Source organism: Paenibacillus albicereus (genome assembly GCF_012676905.1).
Lineage (GTDB): Bacteria > Bacillota > Bacilli > Paenibacillales > Paenibacillaceae > Paenibacillus_O > Paenibacillus_O albicereus.
In genome coordinates this window covers 900,210-916,911 of record NZ_CP051428.1, presented here as the reverse complement: position 1 = coordinate 916,911, position 16,702 = coordinate 900,210, and the positions used below count along the sequence as shown (strand labels likewise).

General features: G+C 65.0%; 18 protein-coding genes. 1 reads left to right on the top strand and 17 read right to left on the bottom strand.

What is annotated here, in order from left to right:
- Nucleotides 1-30: 30 nt before the first annotated feature.
- Nucleotides 31-984, bottom strand: a complete 954-nt coding sequence (locus HGI30_RS04075) for a LysR family transcriptional regulator (protein WP_168906478.1) — start codon at nt 982-984, stop codon at nt 31-33.
- Between the two features lie 133 nt (nt 985-1,117).
- Here HGI30_RS04075 and HGI30_RS04070 point away from each other — a divergent pair, with 133 nt between their 5' ends.
- Nucleotides 1,118-2,182: an alpha/beta fold hydrolase gene (locus tag HGI30_RS04070; protein ID WP_168906477.1), complete on the top strand. Its 1,065-nt coding sequence runs from the start codon at nt 1,118-1,120 to the stop codon at nt 2,180-2,182.
- Between the two features lie 13 nt (nt 2,183-2,195).
- On the opposite strand, the gene HGI30_RS04065 is transcribed toward HGI30_RS04070, so the two are convergent.
- The 16 genes from HGI30_RS04065 to ssuD all read right to left on the bottom strand — a co-directional run bounded on the left by HGI30_RS04065 (nt 2,196) and on the right by ssuD (nt 16,690).
- A complete protein-coding gene (locus tag HGI30_RS04065; RefSeq protein WP_168906476.1) occupies nt 2,196-2,567 on the bottom strand; it encodes an ArsR/SmtB family transcription factor in 372 nt (123 codons plus the stop codon).
- A gap of 4 nt (nt 2,568-2,571) precedes the next feature.
- On the bottom strand, nt 2,572-3,027 hold the full coding sequence (locus tag HGI30_RS04060) for an SRPBCC family protein (protein WP_168906475.1): 456 nt from the start codon (nt 3,025-3,027) through the stop codon (nt 2,572-2,574).
- Nucleotides 3,028-3,163: 136 nt separating this feature from the next.
- The gene (gene pdaA / locus HGI30_RS04055) at nt 3,164-4,009 is read right to left on the bottom strand and encodes a delta-lactam-biosynthetic de-N-acetylase (RefSeq protein WP_168906474.1); all 846 of its coding nucleotides are present in this window, start codon (nt 4,007-4,009) and stop codon (nt 3,164-3,166) included.
- A gap of 345 nt (nt 4,010-4,354) precedes the next feature.
- Nucleotides 4,355-4,816, bottom strand: coding sequence for a LytA/YqiH family protein (locus HGI30_RS23010; protein ID WP_206110010.1), 462 nt, complete (start codon nt 4,814-4,816; stop codon nt 4,355-4,357).
- Between the two features lie 204 nt (nt 4,817-5,020).
- Entirely contained in the window at nt 5,021-6,667 is a 1,647-nt protein-coding gene (locus HGI30_RS04045; protein ID WP_235680313.1) for a copper amine oxidase N-terminal domain-containing protein, read from the bottom strand.
- 405 nt (nt 6,668-7,072) lie between these two features.
- Nucleotides 7,073-8,530, bottom strand: a complete 1,458-nt coding sequence (locus tag HGI30_RS04040; protein ID WP_168906473.1) for a SulP family inorganic anion transporter — start codon at nt 8,528-8,530, stop codon at nt 7,073-7,075.
- 317 nt (nt 8,531-8,847) lie between these two features.
- Entirely contained in the window at nt 8,848-9,624 is a 777-nt protein-coding gene (locus HGI30_RS04035; RefSeq protein ID WP_168906472.1) for an ABC transporter permease, read from the bottom strand.
- Nucleotides 9,625-10,383 carry an ABC transporter ATP-binding protein gene (locus HGI30_RS04030; RefSeq protein ID WP_168906471.1) on the bottom strand — a complete coding sequence of 253 codons (759 nt, stop codon included), beginning with the start codon at nt 10,381-10,383 and terminating at the stop codon, nt 9,625-9,627.
- Between the two features lie 14 nt (nt 10,384-10,397).
- Nucleotides 10,398-10,748, bottom strand: coding sequence for a DUF1048 domain-containing protein (locus HGI30_RS04025; RefSeq protein WP_168906470.1), 351 nt, complete (start codon nt 10,746-10,748; stop codon nt 10,398-10,400).
- 12 nt (nt 10,749-10,760) lie between these two features.
- Entirely contained in the window at nt 10,761-11,108 is a 348-nt protein-coding gene (locus HGI30_RS04020; protein ID WP_168906469.1) for a DUF1048 domain-containing protein, read from the bottom strand.
- Entirely contained in the window at nt 11,105-11,434 is a 330-nt protein-coding gene (locus HGI30_RS04015; protein ID WP_168906468.1) for a PadR family transcriptional regulator, read from the bottom strand. Before HGI30_RS04015 ends, HGI30_RS04020 begins: the two co-directional genes overlap by 4 nt.
- Before the next feature lie 205 nt (nt 11,435-11,639).
- The gene (locus HGI30_RS04010) at nt 11,640-11,972 is read right to left on the bottom strand and encodes a 4Fe-4S dicluster domain-containing protein (RefSeq protein WP_168906467.1); all 333 of its coding nucleotides are present in this window, start codon (nt 11,970-11,972) and stop codon (nt 11,640-11,642) included.
- Entirely contained in the window at nt 11,969-13,699 is a 1,731-nt protein-coding gene (locus tag HGI30_RS04005; protein ID WP_168906466.1) for an FAD-dependent oxidoreductase, read from the bottom strand. Before HGI30_RS04005 ends, HGI30_RS04010 begins: the two co-directional genes overlap by 4 nt.
- A 230-nt stretch (nt 13,700-13,929) precedes the next feature.
- Entirely contained in the window at nt 13,930-14,706 is a 777-nt protein-coding gene (locus tag HGI30_RS04000) for an ATP-binding cassette domain-containing protein (RefSeq protein WP_235680312.1), read from the bottom strand.
- The gene (gene ssuC / locus HGI30_RS03995) at nt 14,633-15,511 is read right to left on the bottom strand and encodes an aliphatic sulfonate ABC transporter permease SsuC (RefSeq protein ID WP_168909712.1); all 879 of its coding nucleotides are present in this window, start codon (nt 15,509-15,511) and stop codon (nt 14,633-14,635) included. Before ssuC ends, HGI30_RS04000 begins: the two co-directional genes overlap by 74 nt.
- 33 nt (nt 15,512-15,544) lie before the next feature.
- Nucleotides 15,545-16,690 (bottom strand): FMNH2-dependent alkanesulfonate monooxygenase, encoded by a 1,146-nt coding sequence (gene ssuD, locus HGI30_RS03990; protein ID WP_168906464.1) that lies wholly within the window; start codon nt 16,688-16,690, stop codon nt 15,545-15,547.
- Between the last annotated feature and the right edge of the window lie 12 nt (nt 16,691-16,702).

Below are 16,702 nucleotides of genomic sequence, written 5' to 3'. Positions count from 1 at the left end.
TTGAACTGTAACCATATTGGTTACATGGTATCATATCCGGCGGCTCTCCGGCAAACCGGACGGGGCGCCTGACGGCTGCGCGCCTTGCCGTTCCCCGCCGAGCACCTCCCTCGCCGTTTCGATGAAGGCGGCGAGCGCAGGCGAGAGCCACTTGTCCTTGTGCCAGGCCATCTGGGTATGGACATTCAGATCCGGAATCCGGCGCGGAAGGGCGACGAGCTCGCCTCGCTCCGCCTCGGTCTGGACCGCTAGATCCGGCAGGAACGCGACTCCAATGCCAGCGATCGCGCATTGCTTGATCGCTTCGGCACTCTGGAACTCCAGGTAGGTGACCCTGTCGACGCCTTCGGCTCCAAGAGCACGATCAAACAGCGTCCGGTAGATGCAGCCTCTTTCGTTCGTGAGGAACGTCTCCCCTTGAAAGTCATCCAGCCGCAGGCCGGTCCGGGTCGCGAGCGGGTGGTCCGGGGAAGCATAGAATCGGAACGGCTCCCCCAGGAGCGACTCGACTGCGAGCGCCGACGAGCGGATGGGCTCCTCCAGAAGGAAAACGACATCCGCGCTCCCATCGAAGAGCGTCTGCCTGAGCTCCTGGTTGGGCACGGAGCGGAAGAGGAGGCGAGCGCCGGGACAGCGCGCGCGGAACCGGCGGAACACGTCGGGAAGCCGGTAGGCGCAAAGGACTTCGTTGGCGCTGATCGTCACCGTGCCGCCGATCTGTCCCTCTCCTTCTTCGTGGACGACTCCGCGAGCTTCCTCCACGGTGTCCAGAATGTCCTGAGCGCGGGCCAGGAATCGCTTGCCCGCGGAGGTGAGCGCGAGCTGCTTGCCGAGACGGTCGAAGAGGCGGACGCCGAGCTCCTCTTCCAGCGCCTTGATCTGCATCGTGACGTTTGACGGGACATAGTTCAGCGCTTCCGCGGCGCGGGTGAAATTAAGCGTCGTCGCGACCGTTCGGAACGTGGACAGCTGCCGCAGCTCCATTGCTCCCCCTCCTTCCCGCTTTCAGTAGAATTGATGTCTGCGTTGAATTTCATTCGCTTTTCTTGAGTATAGCATGGACCTATACTACGGGACAGGCGCCTCGCAGCAGGCCCGAATGAAAGGAGCGGACGACATGGATTACGAAACATTTGAGCTTGGGGACTACAGCTTGCAATCGGGAGAGACGCTTCCAGACGCGTTTCTCGCCTATAAGACCTATGGAACGCTGTCGGAACAGAAGGACAACGCCATCCTCTATCCGACTGCTTTCGGCGATCGGCATACGGACAACGAATGGCTGATCGGAACCGGCATGGCGCTGGACCCCCAGAAGTACTACATCATCGTGCCGAATCTGCTGGGCAACGGGCTGTCCTCTTCTCCGAGCAATACGCCGGCTCCGTTCGACAAGTCCCGCTTCCCGCGTGCAACCGTCTATGACAACGTGCAGGCGCAGCATCGGCTCGTGACAGAAGCGCTCGGCATCCGCAAGATCGCCCTCGTCGTCGGATGGTCGATGGGAGGCATCCAGGCTTTCCAGTGGGGGGCAAGCTATCCGGATCTCGTGGAGCGTATCGCCCCGTTTGCCGGAGCCGCCAAGACGTGGCCTCAGACCCGCGTCGTGCTGGAAGGCCTCCAAGCCGCGCTGCTGTCCGCCATCCGCTTCGATCCGAGCCGTCTGGACGAGCTGACCTCGTCGGATATGCGCGCCGTCGGCCGTGTCTATGCGGGATGGGGCTTGTCCGAAGCCTTCTACCGGGACCGTCTGTACACCGGGCTGGGCTTCGGCTCGCTGGAGGCGTTCATGGCCGGCGTTTGGGAAAGCAGCTTCATGAAGATGGATCCGCATGATTTTCTCGCTATGGCCTGGACCGGACAGCATGCCGACATCAGCGGCGATCCGGCCTACGGCGGAGATTTCGAAAAGGCGCTCCGAAGCATCCGGGCTCTGGCCTGCATCATGCCGGGGAGCACGGATCGGTTCTGCACGGCGGACGACAGCCGTTACGAAGCCAGCCTCATCCATCAGGCCGACTTCCAGCCGATCCCGTCGATCTGGGGCCACTTCGCCGGACGCGGCATCCATCCCCCTGACAACAGCCATATCGACGGCAACCTGAAGCGGCTGCTGGCGCGTGATCCGGCCGGGAATCCGCCGTCCGACGACGCAGCCAGCAGCAGCGCAACTCGCTCCTGATTCGGAAACGCCATCAGTCGTTCCCTTCGCTGTCCTTTCCTTTCCCGGCGCCGTCCTCCGCTTCAAGAGCCTCCACATGAAGGCGCAGCGCCTGCAGCTTGTTTTCCCAGTAGCGGTCGAAGTAAGCCAGCCAGCGCTTCAGCTCGCGCAGCGGATCGGCGTCCAGGCGGTAGCGGGTCTCGCGGCCGGACTTGCGCTCATGGACGAGCCCGGCGTCGGCAAGGACGCGCAGATGCTTGGAGACGGCGGCTCGCGTCATGCCGAAATGCGGGGTCACCTCCTTGAGCGGAAGCTCTCCGGCATCCTGCAGCAGCTGGAGCATGCGGCGGCGGTTCGGATCGACGATCGCCTGGTACACGTCCGCCTTGGGCTCCCGCGCTTCCATCCGCTCAGGCCTCCAGCACGGCGGCGAGCTTCTTCACGATGCCCGCCCAGCCTCCGTTCATCCGCTCGCGCACCTCGCGGTGGGCTTGGCCGAACTCGGTCACGCCCTCCTTCGACCAGCCGCCGTGGACGAGGGTGAATTCGGTGACGCCGGGCTCCAGCTCCTTGAGCTCGAACGCGACGCTCCACTGCTCGCCCCAGTCGAAGCGGAGGCGATGAGGCGGGGACAGCTCGGTGACGCGGCAGCGCGAGTCGCCGAACGGCCCGGCATGCAGGATGAACTCCGCGCCTTCCTCGGCGACGAACGTATTCGGCATGAACCAGGCCTCGATGCCTTGCGAGGTGGCTGCGGCTTCCCATACTTTTTCGATCGGCGCGCGCAGCACCTGCACTTGTCGAATCTCCGGCAGCGGACGGCCGGACGCCTTGCTTGACGGATCGAACGGTTCGGATCGGGACATGATGATTCCTCCTTGGATTTCAATAATCACGAAAAAAGGATACCACAGGGTATCCTTTTGACGCAACGCTTCCGCTCGCTCCAAATTCCGGCTGCTCCAGCGCGGCCGCTTCCGACAGATGGCCGGCTATGCAGCGTTAGCGGTAGGTCCGCTTGTCCATCGCGTCCAGGCTCTTGAACTCGTAGCCCTGGGCGCGCGCGCCGTCGATGATCCGGCCCAATGCGCGCGCGTTGTCGCTCGACACCGCATGCAGCAGCAGCACCGCGCCCGGATGGAGCTGCGCCATGACGCTGCGGTAGGCATGCTCCGCTCCGCGCTGGGCGGACGTGTCCCAGTCCTTGTAGGCGACCGACCAGAAGACGTTGCGGTAGCCCTCGGCTCCGCTCGCCGCGAGCATCGTCTCCGAGAAGATGCCGCGCGGCGCGCGCAGGTAGTCCATCTTCTGGACGCCGGTCACCTCGGCGACCGCTTGTTTCACGTCGGCCAGCTCCTGCTTGATCTTCTGAGGCGGCAGCGTGCTCATGTCCGGATGGCTCCAGGAATGGTTGCCGATCAGATGGCCTTCCGCCGCCATCCGCTTGACGAGCTCCGGCTCCGACTTGACGTAGTGCCCGGTGATGAAGAAGATCGCCGGCACCTGCTTTTCCTGGAGCACGTCGAGGATGTCCCCGGTCAGGCCGTCCTTCTCGTAGCCGTTGTCGAACGTCAGGTACAGCTCCTTGCGGGACGTATCGCCAAGGAATATGGCGCCGTGCTTCTCCAGCAGCGGCTGGAAGCCTTCCTCCGCGATGGACGGAAGCTCGCCGTTTTTGCTTTTTTTGAAGCCGAAATGGTACGCCTTGCTCCAGCCGGCAGCCGGAGCCGCATCCGCCCTTGGCAAAGCCGGCTCCGCCGCGGCCCGGCCGTGCGGCAGTCCCGCGCTTGCGAGCGTTCCCGCGATCAGCGCCGCCGCTCCGGCGGCTTGCCACCTTCGTATCGCCATCGTTTTCGCCTCCCGCATTTGTGATTCTCGCGCTCTGCCTTGTTTTTCCGCAAAAGGCTGCCGCTTATGCATAAACGGCATGAATCGGTCGCGGCCTTGAATTTACATGTGCATAACTTTTCTTGTGGATAAGTGTGCAACCTTTTCATTTTCTTTGCTATTCTGGGGGGATTGCCTGTTCATAATGGGGACAAGTCTGTGCATAAAGCAAAAAGCCGGCTCCGCGAGAGGATGCGGATGCCGGCTTGTGGATGGGGGGACATGCAGGGATCGTGCCGTTCCGACGGCGGGCCCGACGTCAAAAACCGCGATCTGCGGCCCCAGGCCGACTTTCGAACGGCCTCGTCAGCTTCCCTTTTTCGTCAGCGATATCAGCGTCAGCAGCTTCGCCCCGTCCTGATCCTGTTCCGTATAGTCGAACGAGACCTCGTCTCCGGACTCCAGCTGGTTCGCCGTCTCGGCCGTGCCTTCTCCGAGCTGGAACGACTCGTATTTGCCGTCCATCTCAATTTCGACCGTATGCGAATCGGCCAAGCCGCTGAACTTGCCTTCGCCTTTTTTCGTCTCGGGAGCGGATGGAGCGGCGGATGGAGCCGGCTCCTCCGAAGGCGAGGCCGTCGGCGACGCCGATGGGGAAGGCGATGGCGACGGCAAAGCGGAGGGAGAAGGGCTCGCGCTCGGCGGCGGAGACGGCGACGCTCCCTGCAGCGGCTCGTTCGAGCCGGAGCAGCCCGCCAGGGCCAGCAGCAGCACCGCCCCGGATAGAGACAGCAGCCTCGTTTTCGCCTGTGATGTTCGTTTATTCATATGAAGTGACACCTCCACTCATACGACGAGCGTCATCTTGGATTAGTTGCCGACCGGCTCAAATCCCGACTAAAGTCCAGTGAAGGCGTATCTCGGGCAGGAGCCGGGCAGCGTTGGTTACCGCCCGCCGTCCAGCGCCAAAAAGCTCCCGCCGCCTCGGATGGGCGGCGGGAGCTTCCCGCAGGGCGATGGATCAAGCGTGCCTTACTTCATCTGCGTCAGCGTGATGGAGCCGTCCTTGGCGGCGAAAGCGACGTTCCAGTCCAGCAGCTCGGCGATGAAGCGCAGCGGCACGAGCGTGCGGCCGTTCTTGTCGATGACCGGCACGGCTGGAGCCGTCATGCTTTTGCCGTTGACCGAATACGTCTTCTTGTTCACCCAGAAGCCGAGCTTGTCGGAGCCGGCGCCGATCCAGACCGCCTTGGCCTTGCCGTCGAAGCTGACGGTGGCGCCGATGCCCTCGCTCAGGAAGCGAAGCGGGATGTACGTCATGCCGTTCCACATCACCGGCATCGTATCCATCTCGGTCGTGCTGCCGTTGATCCGGAGCTGCTTGCCGTTCAGCTTCATCCAGACGGTCGTCATGGAAGGCTCGACCGGAGCTGGCGTCGGCGTCGGTGTCGGCATCGGAGCCGGCGTCGCTTCCGCGAACATCGACGGCTTCTGCTTGACGATGGCGTCGCCGAGCGCTTGGCCGACGCCGAACACGAACTTGAAGCCTTCGCGGTCGGCCGCATAGGCCGCGTCATAGTTGCCGGCCGCATAGCTGTCGAACGCCATCTGGATCTGGCCTTCGTGCTTCATGAGCGCTTCCGTGGCGGCTGCTCCCGGCAGCTTGCCTTCGGTCGCCGTGCCGAGGAATGCGCCGAAATCCTTCGTGAAGGTGCTGATGCGGGCCTGAACGGCCTGCTTGGCGTTCATGTCGCCGGCCTTCACGGCGTTCACGTAGTCGGACTGGGCGTTGATGTGGTCGCCGGTCCACAGCTTCTCGAACGCATCTCCGCCGGCGTTGCCGTACAGGGAGGAGATCGCCGCCTTCCAGTCGGCCGTATTCATCGCTTCGGCGCCGACAAGCGCAGCGCTGTCCTTGGCTCCGTCGAACTGCTTCTGCATCTGAAGCACGGAGAGCGCCACATGCTCGGACACGAGCATGTTCAGCGTCGAACGCAGGTCAGACGCCTTCGTATCGACAGCGGAGCCGCCGAACTTATCCGGCATCTGCTTGACGATCGCGCCGGAGAGCGCCTTGCTGACCGCGAACATCGTCTTGTAGCCTTCGCGGTACGCCTTGTACGCGTCGGCGTAGTCGCCTTGCACGTACTCGTCGAATACGGTCTGCACCTGCGCCTCATGGAGCTTCAGCGCGTCCATGGCGGCTGCCTTCGGCAGGTTGTTCGCGGTCGCTTTGGAAAGGAAGGTGGAGAATTCGTCGACGAAGCCCTGTACTTTCGCTTCAGCGGCCTTCACCGCATCGGCGTTGTTCATCTTCTTGGCCTTGGCCAGCTCGTCGGTAGCGGCGTTGTGGGCGCGGAAGATGCGGCCGAACTCATCCGCTCCGGCCTTGCCGTACAGCATCTCGATCGCCGGCAGCATGTCGAGCGCGTTCTGGTCGAGCGCCTTGAGGGCGGCTGCGGCGTCCTTGGAGCCGTCATACGCCTTGGTCATCGCCACGACGGCGAGCGCGAAGTGCTCCGCGAGCAGGTGGTCGAGGCTGGCGCGCAGGTCGGCGGCCGGCGTCACCGCTGTCGGCGCGGAAGCGGCTTGGGCGGGAGCGGCCGCTGCCAGTCCGGCAGGGACGGCGAGGGCAAGCGTCAGGACAGGGGCGAGAGCTTTGGTCATCTTCATGTTCATGAACAAGTCACTCCTTCGGGTATGGGGTCATTGCGCATTGCCGTTCGATTCCGAGCAGCCGAGGCGATCGCCTGCTTCCGTTCGGGGTTGATCCCGGCGGGCGGTCGGCTTGAGCTGCTTTCATGGAGGGAAACGCAGGCCCGATCGGTTTGGATGACTCTTTTTCGCTTTATTTTTTATTTCTTTTGAATGGTTTCAAAGCGGTTTTTGCCGGGTAAATTGAATGTTTTTCCCTTGAATTTTATAATTACTTGAATTGTATTTACATAATATTACAACGAAACCAAAGAAACGAGACGAAGCTCCGCTTCGTCTCGTTTGCCTTCCTATAGGTTCGCCTTTGCAAAACGCGGGCTGGAAGCTCGCGGCCCAGGATGGAGCCGCTGCCGATATGGAGCGCGCCCTTCACAGCGTGCCGTACGAGTCGAGCCCCATCTTTTCGATCAGCCGGCCGCTCTCCTCGTTGAGTCCGACGACAGCGCAGCTCTTGCCGGCCTCGAGGTACTTGCCGCGGATGCGGGCGATCGCGTTGACGCCGGAGTGGTCCCACACATGGGAGTCGGAGAAGTCGATCGTCACGCGCCCGGGATCGCCGGCCGGGTCGAAGGCGTCGCCGAAATCGGTCGCGGTCGCGAAGAACAGCTGGCCGCGGACCGCGTAGCGCAGGCTGCCGTCCGGCTGGGGCTGCGCCGTCACGCGGATGCGCGAGATGCGCCGGGCGAAGATGACCGTGCTCAGCAGCACGCCGACGATGACGCCAAGGCCGAGGTTGTGCGTGTACAGGACGACGCCGACGGTCGCCAGCATGACGAGCGTGTCGCCGATCGGGGCTCGCCTCATCTCGCCGAGCGACTTCCAGTTGAACGAGCCGATCGCGACCATGAACATGACGCCGACGAGCGCCGCCATCGGGATCTGCTTGACGACCGGACTGAAGAACAGGACCAGCAGCAGCAGGACGACGCCCGCCGTCAGCGTCGACAGCCGCGTCCGTCCGCCGGAGCGGACGTTGATGACGGACTGGCCGATCATCGCGCAGCCCGCCATGCCGCCGAAGAAGCCGGCGGCGAAGTTGGCGATGCCCTGGCCCCGGGCCTCGCGGTTCTTGTCGCTCGGCGTGTCGGTGATCTCGTCGAGGATATTGGACGTCAGCAGCGACTCCAGCAGTCCGACGAGCGCCATCGAGGCCGAGTAAGGCAGAATGATGAGCAGGTTGTCCAGGTTCGGCACGAAGTCCGGCAGATGCAGCATCGGCAGCGTGGCGCTGAAGTCGGCGATGTCGCCGACGGTCAGCGCGTCGACCTTGAAGATCAGGACGACGGCGGACACGACGAGGATCGCCGCGAGCGCCGACGGGAACGCGCGGGTCAGCTTGGGCAGTCCGAACACGATGGCGAGCGCGAGGCCGACGAGCGCGTACATCGTCCAGCCCTGGCCCTGGAAGTGCACGAGCTGGGCCATGAAGATCATGATCGCCAGCGCGTTCACGAAGCCGTTCATGACCGAATGCGGCACGAAGCGGATCAGGCTGCCGAGCTTCAGCCAGCCGATGACGAGCTGGATGACGCCGGTCAGGATCGTCGCGGCGAACAAGTACTCGACGCCGTGGTCGCGGACGAGCCCGACCATGAGCAGCGCGAGCGCGCCCGTGGCTGCGGAGATCATCGCCGGACGGCCGCCGGCGAAGGAGATGATGATAGCGATCAGGCATGACGTGATGAGCCCGACCATCGGGCTGACGCCTGCGATGATCGAGAAAGCCAGCGTCTCCGGAATGAGCGCCAGCGCGACGGTGATGCCGGACAGGAGATTGGTTCCCGGATTGGGGAGCCATTCCTGCTTCCAGCGGGATTTGCGAGTCAAGACGGATGGACCTCCCGATGAGCGAAATTTTCCGATGCACCTCTTCTACCGAAGCATTATAAGGCTTTCGGGAGCCCATGACGACGGAAGCGACCTCCGAAGAAAGCGCGATCATGAAAACCGATCGGCCTATTTCTCCGCTTATCTCCTTTTTTCTCCTCTGCTGCGGCGACGGGCGCCTCCGCCTGCCTCGCATCGGCAAGCGGACATGCCGCCGCGTCCGCAAGGCAAAAAAAAGACGAGCCCGGAAGCCGGTCCCGTCGTCTGGACGCCGCCGCAGGAACGTCCCTCTTTTGCCCGTCATGGGCGGGCGCTTGCTACGTCTGCACGATATTCCGTTTGTATGCGCGCATCGCGAACAGATAGGCGACGAGCATGATGCCGAGGCACCAGGCCAGAGCGATCCAGATTTCTCGACCTGCCGGCTGGTTGGACAACAAGGCGCGAATGGAATCGACGATCGAGGTGACGGGCTGGTTTTCGGCGAACGCCCGAACGACTTTGGGCATGGATTCGGTCGGCACGAAGGCGGAGCTGATGAACGGCAGGAAGATCAGCGGGTAGGAAAAGGCGCTCGCACCTTCCATCGTTTTTCCCGCCAGTCCGGCAATGGCCGCGATCCAGGTCAACGCCAGCGTAAACAGCACGAGGATGCCGGCGACGGCCAGCCAGGGCATGATCCCCGCCGAGGAGCGGAAGCCCATCAAGAGCGCGACAAGCACGATGACGAGGATCGAAATGAGGTTGGAGACGACCGAAGTCAGCACATGCGCCCACAGCACCGTCGAGCGCGCGATCGGCATGGAATGGAATCGCTGCATGATTCCGCGCTGCTTATCCATGAACAGGCGGTACGCGACGTAAGCCACGCCGCTGGCGATCGCCATGAGCCATATGCCGGGCAGCAGGTAGTTGACGTAGTTGTCCGTGCCGGTCCGGATCGCCCCGCCGAAGACGTAGACGAACAGCAGCATCATGGCGATCGGCGTGATGCAGACCGTCAGGATCGTATCCGGGCTTCGGAAAATATGGCGCAACGACCGCCCGAGCATCGTGCTCATGTCGCGGAAAAAATACCCTTTGGACGCATTCATTCAGACGACCTCCTTTTTGCCGATGATGGCAAGGAAAATTTCTTCCAGCGTCGGCTCTTTGGTCACATACTCGACCTTGGCCTCGGGGAACAGCCCCCTCAGGTCGGCGAGCGTTCCGTTCGCGATGATCCGGCCCTGGTGCAGGATCGCGATCCGGTCGGCGAGCTGCTCGGCTTCCTCCAGAACCTGCGTCGTCAGAAAGACCGTCGTGCCGCCGTCGGCCAGCTCTTTGACGATGCTCCATACCTCGAGGCGCGCTTCCGGATCGAGTCCGGTCGTCGGCTCGTCGAGGAAAAGAACCTGCGGATGGCCGACGAGGCTCAGGGCGATGTCCAGCCTGCGCCTCATGCCGCCGGAATAGGTGGAAGGCTTGCGTCCGCCCGCTTCCGTCAATCCGAACCGCCGCAGCAAGTCGTCCGCAACCTGGCGAGGATGCTCCAGATGCCTCAGCTTCGCGATCAGGATCAAATTTTCCCTTCCGCTCAACAGCTCGTCGACAGCGGCGAATTGCCCGGTCAGGCTGATCGCCTGCCGCACCCGCTTCGGCTCGGCCGCCACGTCGAAGCCGCAGACGGCAGCGAAGCCGCCGTCCTGCCCGAGCAGCGTGGACAAAATGCGGACGATCGTCGTCTTGCCCGCGCCGTTGGAGCCGAGCAAGGCGAAAATCTCGCCCCGCTTCACCTCCAGGTCGACGCCTCGGAGCACTTCCGTTCCTTGGAACGATTTTCGGAGCCCTCTCAACTCAATGGCAGGTTGCATCGCAGCCGCCTCCTTCATCGGATCTTATCCGTACCCTTCTTGCCGTTCGCGTTCTTTTTTTGCGCGACGGACTCCTGGTAGAGGTCCGCATACGTCTTGGCATCCTGGATCAGACCGTCGCAAAAAGCCGCGACGTCGCTGCCCGTCACCTCCAGCACGCCTTTTCCCGATGCCGCGCCTTGTTCGAAAAGGTCGACGATTCCGGACAGCAGGCCGTTCTCCTCGGCGAGCCCGACCGGACCTACCTTGAAGTAGTAGGCTTGCATTTCCTTGTAGACGATCCGATAGTCCGGCGGGAGCGCTTTGACGCGCGCGGCATGTGCCCGCCACTGTTTTTTGCCCTCGATGATATCGCGGATGTTCATCCTCTTCTCCTCCTACTTTCCTAATTTTCGGGCGATCGACCGGTTGAGCTGCTCGCGCCATTTATCGCGAGTGGACTTCGCTCCCTCCTCGCCGGCCAGCGCGGAGCAGAATCCCTCCACGTCGTCGCCCAGCACCTCCTGCACGCTCTGCCCGTCCGCCGCCGCCTCTTCCAGCAGGCCGAGCACGCCGTCCAGGATCGGCATCAGGTTGCGGCCCGAAAAATCCGAGTACGACCAGAGGTGGCCGTTGATTTCGTTCCATTTCGCCTGGTAGTCCGCCGGCAGCCTTCCGGCCCGGACCTCAAACGCCTTGAATTCCCGGCTCATGTCGCTGCCGGTGATCTTCTCCCAAAACTTCATGGACTCTCCTCCTTCAGTTCGTTCAATTTGGATGAGACGAAGCTCCATTTCTCCCAGAACCTGCGCAGCTCCTCGCGCCCGGCATCGTTGATCGAAAAGAACTTCCGCGGCGGACCGATGTCGGAAGGCTTGCGGACCACCTCCACCAGCTTGTTTTTTTCAAGCCGAATCAAAATCGTATACACGGTCCCCTCCACGACGTCCTGGAAGCCGAGCGCGTTCAGCCGCCGCGTAATTTCATAGCCGTACGTCTCTTCGCGGCGAATGATTTCCAGGACACAGCCCTCGAGCACGCCTTTGAGCATTTCCGTCAAGTTATCCAGCATGACCACTCCTTGCTATTCTGTACGACTGGTATCCAGTATCACTTACTACTGCTACATCGTAACACCGAGTAGCGGGTCTGTCAACGGCTTCCTGCGCCTAAAAAAAAAGAGGGGGCAGCAGATCGCAAGGCAGAAAAAAGACGACACCGGTTCTCCGGTCTCGTCTTTGAGAAGGGATGATACGCGCCGCGCAAGGCCGTACGCTCTAAAAGGGGGTTCGGGCGGCCAGCTGGACCAGCAGCTCATGGCTCGACACCGGCTTGCGCCCCCGTCCCCAGCCGACCTGCTCGCGATAGCCGCCAAGCGCTCCCCGCGCCTCCAGCTCCTGCTCCGTCACGCCGACGATCTCTTCCGCGTCCGGCGCGACGTACAGCGCGTCCACCGGGCAATAGAGCTCGCACATGAAGCAGGTCTGGCAGTCGGACTGCCGGGCGATGGCCGGCACGCCGCTGTCCGTCGGCGCGAACACATTGGTCGGGCATACGTGGATGCAGCGGCTGCAGCCTACGCAGCGCGTCTGGCTGACGATCTCGATCATGGCAGCGGCGCCTCCTTCTGCGGCGCGGCGCTGCGGCCGAAGCCGTCGCCCGCCGCTCCCGGAGCGGCGGCGCCGGCAGCCCCGGACGCAGCCGGGACGGGACGCCTCTCTCCGCCCTCGGCTCCCGGCGCGTCCGCCACTTGCTCGCGCGCGATGCGGATGTCGTCCAGCCCGCTCGCGACGATCCGATGACGCTGGGCCGGATCGGTGCCCGGATGATCCTCGCGCTTGTGCATGCCGCGCGTCTCGGGACGCGCGAGCGCGGAGGCGTACATCCAGCGCGCCGTCGCCGTCATCGCCGCCGCTTCCCGGGCGCGGACGCCGCTCTCCGCGAAGCCGGAGGCCGCCTCCCTCTGCTCGCGCCAAAGTCCGTCCAGCCGCCCGAGCGATTCCGTCAAGCCGCGCTCCGTGCGGAACAGGTTGCGGTCATACGGCGCGACCTCCGCCTGCACGGCGCGGATGCGCTCCTCCGTGCGGCGGGCCGACGCCGCCTCGTCCGGCCCCCCGTCCGAGGCGAGCGGAGTGCTGGACCGGCCGCGAAGCGCGCGCTTCGCTGCGGCCGCTCCAAGCCGCAGCGCGAAGCGCGCCGCTCCCTCGCCGGCGAAGGAGCCGGAGCTCATCGCCCAGGCCGCGTTGTGGCTGCCGCCGCCGGTGAAGCCGCCGCAGATCAGCTCGCGCGTCGCCGCGTCCCCGGCCGCGTACAGGCCCGGCACCGCCGTGCCGCAGCTCTCGTCGGCGATGCGGATGCCGCCCGTGCCGCGCACCGTGCCTTCAAGCCGCAGCGTGACCGGGAACTTTTCCCGGAACGGATCGATGCCGCGGCGGTCGAACGGCAGGAAGAAGTTCGTCTGGCCGACCCGCAGCAGCGGCCGCAGCTCCTCCGGCGCGCGGTCGAGCCTCGCGAATACCTGCCGGCCTTGGAGCAGGCTGCGGGCGATGACCGAGCGGCCCTTTTTCGAGCCCGCGCCCTCGAGCTCCGCGCCGTCTTCGTCATAGAAGCTCGCGTAGCTGTAGTAGGCGGTTTTCGTTACGGAGGAAAAGGTCGGGCTGATCGCATAAGCGTTGGAGAACTCCATGCCGGACAGCTGCGCGCCGGCTTCGACGGCGAGCAGGTAGCCGTCGCCGGTGAGCACGTTGCAGCCGAGCGCCTTGCTCAGGAAGGCGCAGCCGCCGGTCGCGACGACGACCGCTCCGGCCCGCACGGTCCAGCTGCCGCCGGCCTGCAGCCGCGTCCCCCTCGCCCCGCCGACGCCGTGCTCGTCCGCCAGCAGCTCCATCGCCGGACTATGATCGAGAATCGTCACTCCGGCCTTGCGCACGAGCCTGCGCATGAGGCGCATGTACTCCGGTCCTTGCAGGCTGCGCCGCAGCGGCTCTCCCCGCTCGTCGCGCGGATACGGATAGCCGGCCTCCCCGAGCCGGTCCATGCTCGCATACGTGCGGTCAAGCACCCGGTCCATCCACCGATGCTCCGCCAGCCGCCCGCCCAGCTCGTAGCGGCTCGACTTGGCCTGCTCGCGCAGCTCCCGCTCCGGCTGCACGTACCAGACGCCCGTGCCGGATGGAGCGGTCGCTCCGCTCGTGCCGCAGTAGCCCTTGTCGGCGAGCACCACCTTGGCGCCCTTCGCCGCCGCCGTCAGAGCGGCCCACGTCCCGGCCGGTCCCCCTCCGAGCACCAGCACGTCCGCCGCCAGCTCCAGCTCGCTGTTCCTGAGATCGATCGCCATGTCCTACTCCTCCTTGGTATGGTCCAGCCCGATTCCGCCGCCGAGCGCGCAAAAGCCCTCCTTTCGGCTGAAAGGAGGGCTCCACAGGAATGGTTGCCTTGAACGCATATATTCCTACCTGATTACTTGCGTTTAATGTACCCGCTGCCGCCGGATCTGTCAACCGTCGATTCGCTCCTGCTTCCGTGCGATCCGCTGCGGAGACAAGTCCGAAGCCGCCGCTTTTCGGTTCAAATCGTATAGACCTGCTCGCGCCGCCGCTCCGCCTCCGCATCCCGCTCCAGGATGCGGTCCAGGATGAGCCGCTCGTAATGGGCGAACGAGCTGTCATGCCCGCGCGGACGGTCGAGCCGGATGTCGAGGTCGAGCCCGATGCGGCCCTCCTCGATCAGGATGACCCGGTCGGCCAGCGCCACCGCCTCGCTCACGTCATGCGTGACGAGCACGGCGGTGAAGCCCTGCTCGCGCCACAGCCGCTCGATCAGCTGCTGCATCTCGATGCGCGTCAGCGCATCCAGCGCGCCGAGCGGCTCGTCGAGCAGCAGCAGGCCCGGCTGCCCGCCGAGCGCGCGGGCCAGCGCGACCCGCTGCCGCTGTCCGCCGGACAGCACGCCCGGCCACTCGCCCGCCCGGTCGCCGAGCCCGACCTGCTCCAGCGCGCGCAGCGCCTGGGCACGATCGCTCCCGCCGCTGGCGACGCGCACGTTGTCGAGGGCGCTTTTCCACGGCAGCAGCCGCGCGTCCTGGAACAGCATCCGCGTCCGGTCGCCGATGCCCGCTACCGGCTCGCCGTCCAGGCTGACGCTGCCCGAGCTCGGGGCGTCCAGACCCGCGATCAGCCGCAGCAGCGTGCTCTTGCCGCAGCCGCTGCGTCCGACGATGGCGACGAACTGGCCTGCCGGCACGTCGAGCTCCACGTCATGGAGCACCTGCTTATCCCCGAACCGCTTCGCCGCCTGCCGGATCTGCAGCCTCGCTCCGGCTGCCCGCCTCTGCTCTGCGCCCACGCCGCCCGCCTCCTTTCCTGTCGACCGCATAATGGGGATTCCACTGCAGCAGCCGCTCCTCCAGCGCCTTCGCCGCGAGGTCGGACAGCTTGCCGAGCGCCGCATAGAGCAGGATCGCCAGCACGACGACGTCGAGCCGCATGAACTCGCGGGCGTTCATCGCCATGTAGCCGATGCCGCTGTTGGCGCTGATCGTCTCCGAGACGATGAGCGTCAGCCACATGAGGCCGAGCGCGTAGCGCACGCCGACGAGGATTGAGGCGAGCGCCCCCGGCAGGATGACATGCCGGTACAGCGCCGCGCCGCGGATCTTGTACACGCGCGCCATCTCGAGCAGGCCGGGATCGATCGAGCGGATGCCGTGCAGCGTGTTGAGGTAGATCGGGAAGAAGACGCCCAGCACGACGAGGAACACCTTGGCCGTCTCGCCGATGCCGAACCAGAGGATGACGAGCGGAATCAGCGCCAGATGGGGCACGTTGCGGACCATCTGGATCGTGCTGTCGAGCAGCCGGTCGGCGCTGCGGGACACGCCGTTCAGCAGCCCCAGCGCGAAGCCGATGCCGCCCCCGATGACAAAGCCGAGCAGCGCCCGCTGCGCGCTGCTCCAGATGTACTGGACCAGCTCGCCGGTGCGGGCGAGCCGGATGCCCGCTTCCGCCACCTGCAGCGGCGTAGGAAGCGTGCGCGAGGACACGGCGCCGTAGTGCCCGAGCAGCTGCCAGGCGATCAGAATCGCCGCCGGCACCAGAAACGGGGTCAGGCGGCTGTCCGTCCAGGAACGTTTGGATGCGGACCTTTCGATGGGTACCTCCTCCTTCCGGCCCGCATGGCGGGCCTAGCGTCCGCCGGAAGCGATCGTATCCGGCAGCAGGTCGTTCGCGACGATCTCGCCGGACGCCCTCAGCCGCGTGCGGATCGGCTCGGCCTGCGGCTTGAGGTCGAGCAGCGGGAACAGCAGCTCGGCCGTGCGATAGGCTTCCTCCAGATGCGGATAGCCGGACAGGATGAACGTGTCGATGCCGAGCGACTCGTACTCGCGGATGCGCTCCGCGACCGTCTGCGGATCGCCGACGAGCGCCGTGCCGGCGCCGCCGCGCACGAGGCCGACGCCGGCCCACAGGTTCGGCGAGATTTCGAGCTTGGTGCGGTCGCCGCCGTGCAGCCGGGCCATCCGCTGCTGGCCGACCGAGTCGTAGCGGGCGAACACCTTTTGCGCCTCGGCGATCGTGCGGTCGTCCACGTGGCGGATGAGCTCGCCCGCCGCCTGCCACGCCTGCTCGCTCGTCTCGCGCACGATGACATGCAGCCGGATGCCGAAGCGCAGCTTGCGCCCGCGGGCGGCCGCCGCCTCGCGCACCTGGTCGAGCTTGGCGGCGACGTCGGCCGGAGGCTCGCCCCAGGTCAGGTAGACGTCGGCATGGTCAGCCGCGATCTGCTGCCCCGCCGGCGAGGAGCCGCCGAAGTAGAGCGGCGGATACGGCTGCTGCAGCGGCGGATAGAGCAGCTGTCCGCCTTCATTGCGCAGATGCTTGCCGTGGACATGCACCTTATCGCCCGACAGCAGCTGCCGGTAGATGCTCAGGAACTCGTCGGTCAGCTCGTAGCGCTCGCCATGCGGCAGGAACAGGCCGTCTCCCGCCAGCTCCTCGGGGTCGCCGCCGGTCACGACGTTCACGAGCAGCCGTCCGCCGGACAGCCGGTCGAACGTGGACGCCATGCGCGCCGCCGTCGCCGGAGCCATCATGCCGGGGCGGATCGCCACCAGATACTTGAGCCGCTGCGTCGCCGGGATGAGCGCCGAGGCGGCCACCCAGGCATCCTCGCAGGAGCGGCCCGTCGGCAGCAGCACGCCCCCGTAGCCGAGCCGGTCGGCCGCCACGGCGATCTGCTTCATGTAATCGTAGTCGACGGCGCGGGCGCCGTCGCTCGTGCCGAGATAGCGGCCGTCTCCATGCAGCGGGATGAACCAGAACAGATCCATTTTTTCATTCCT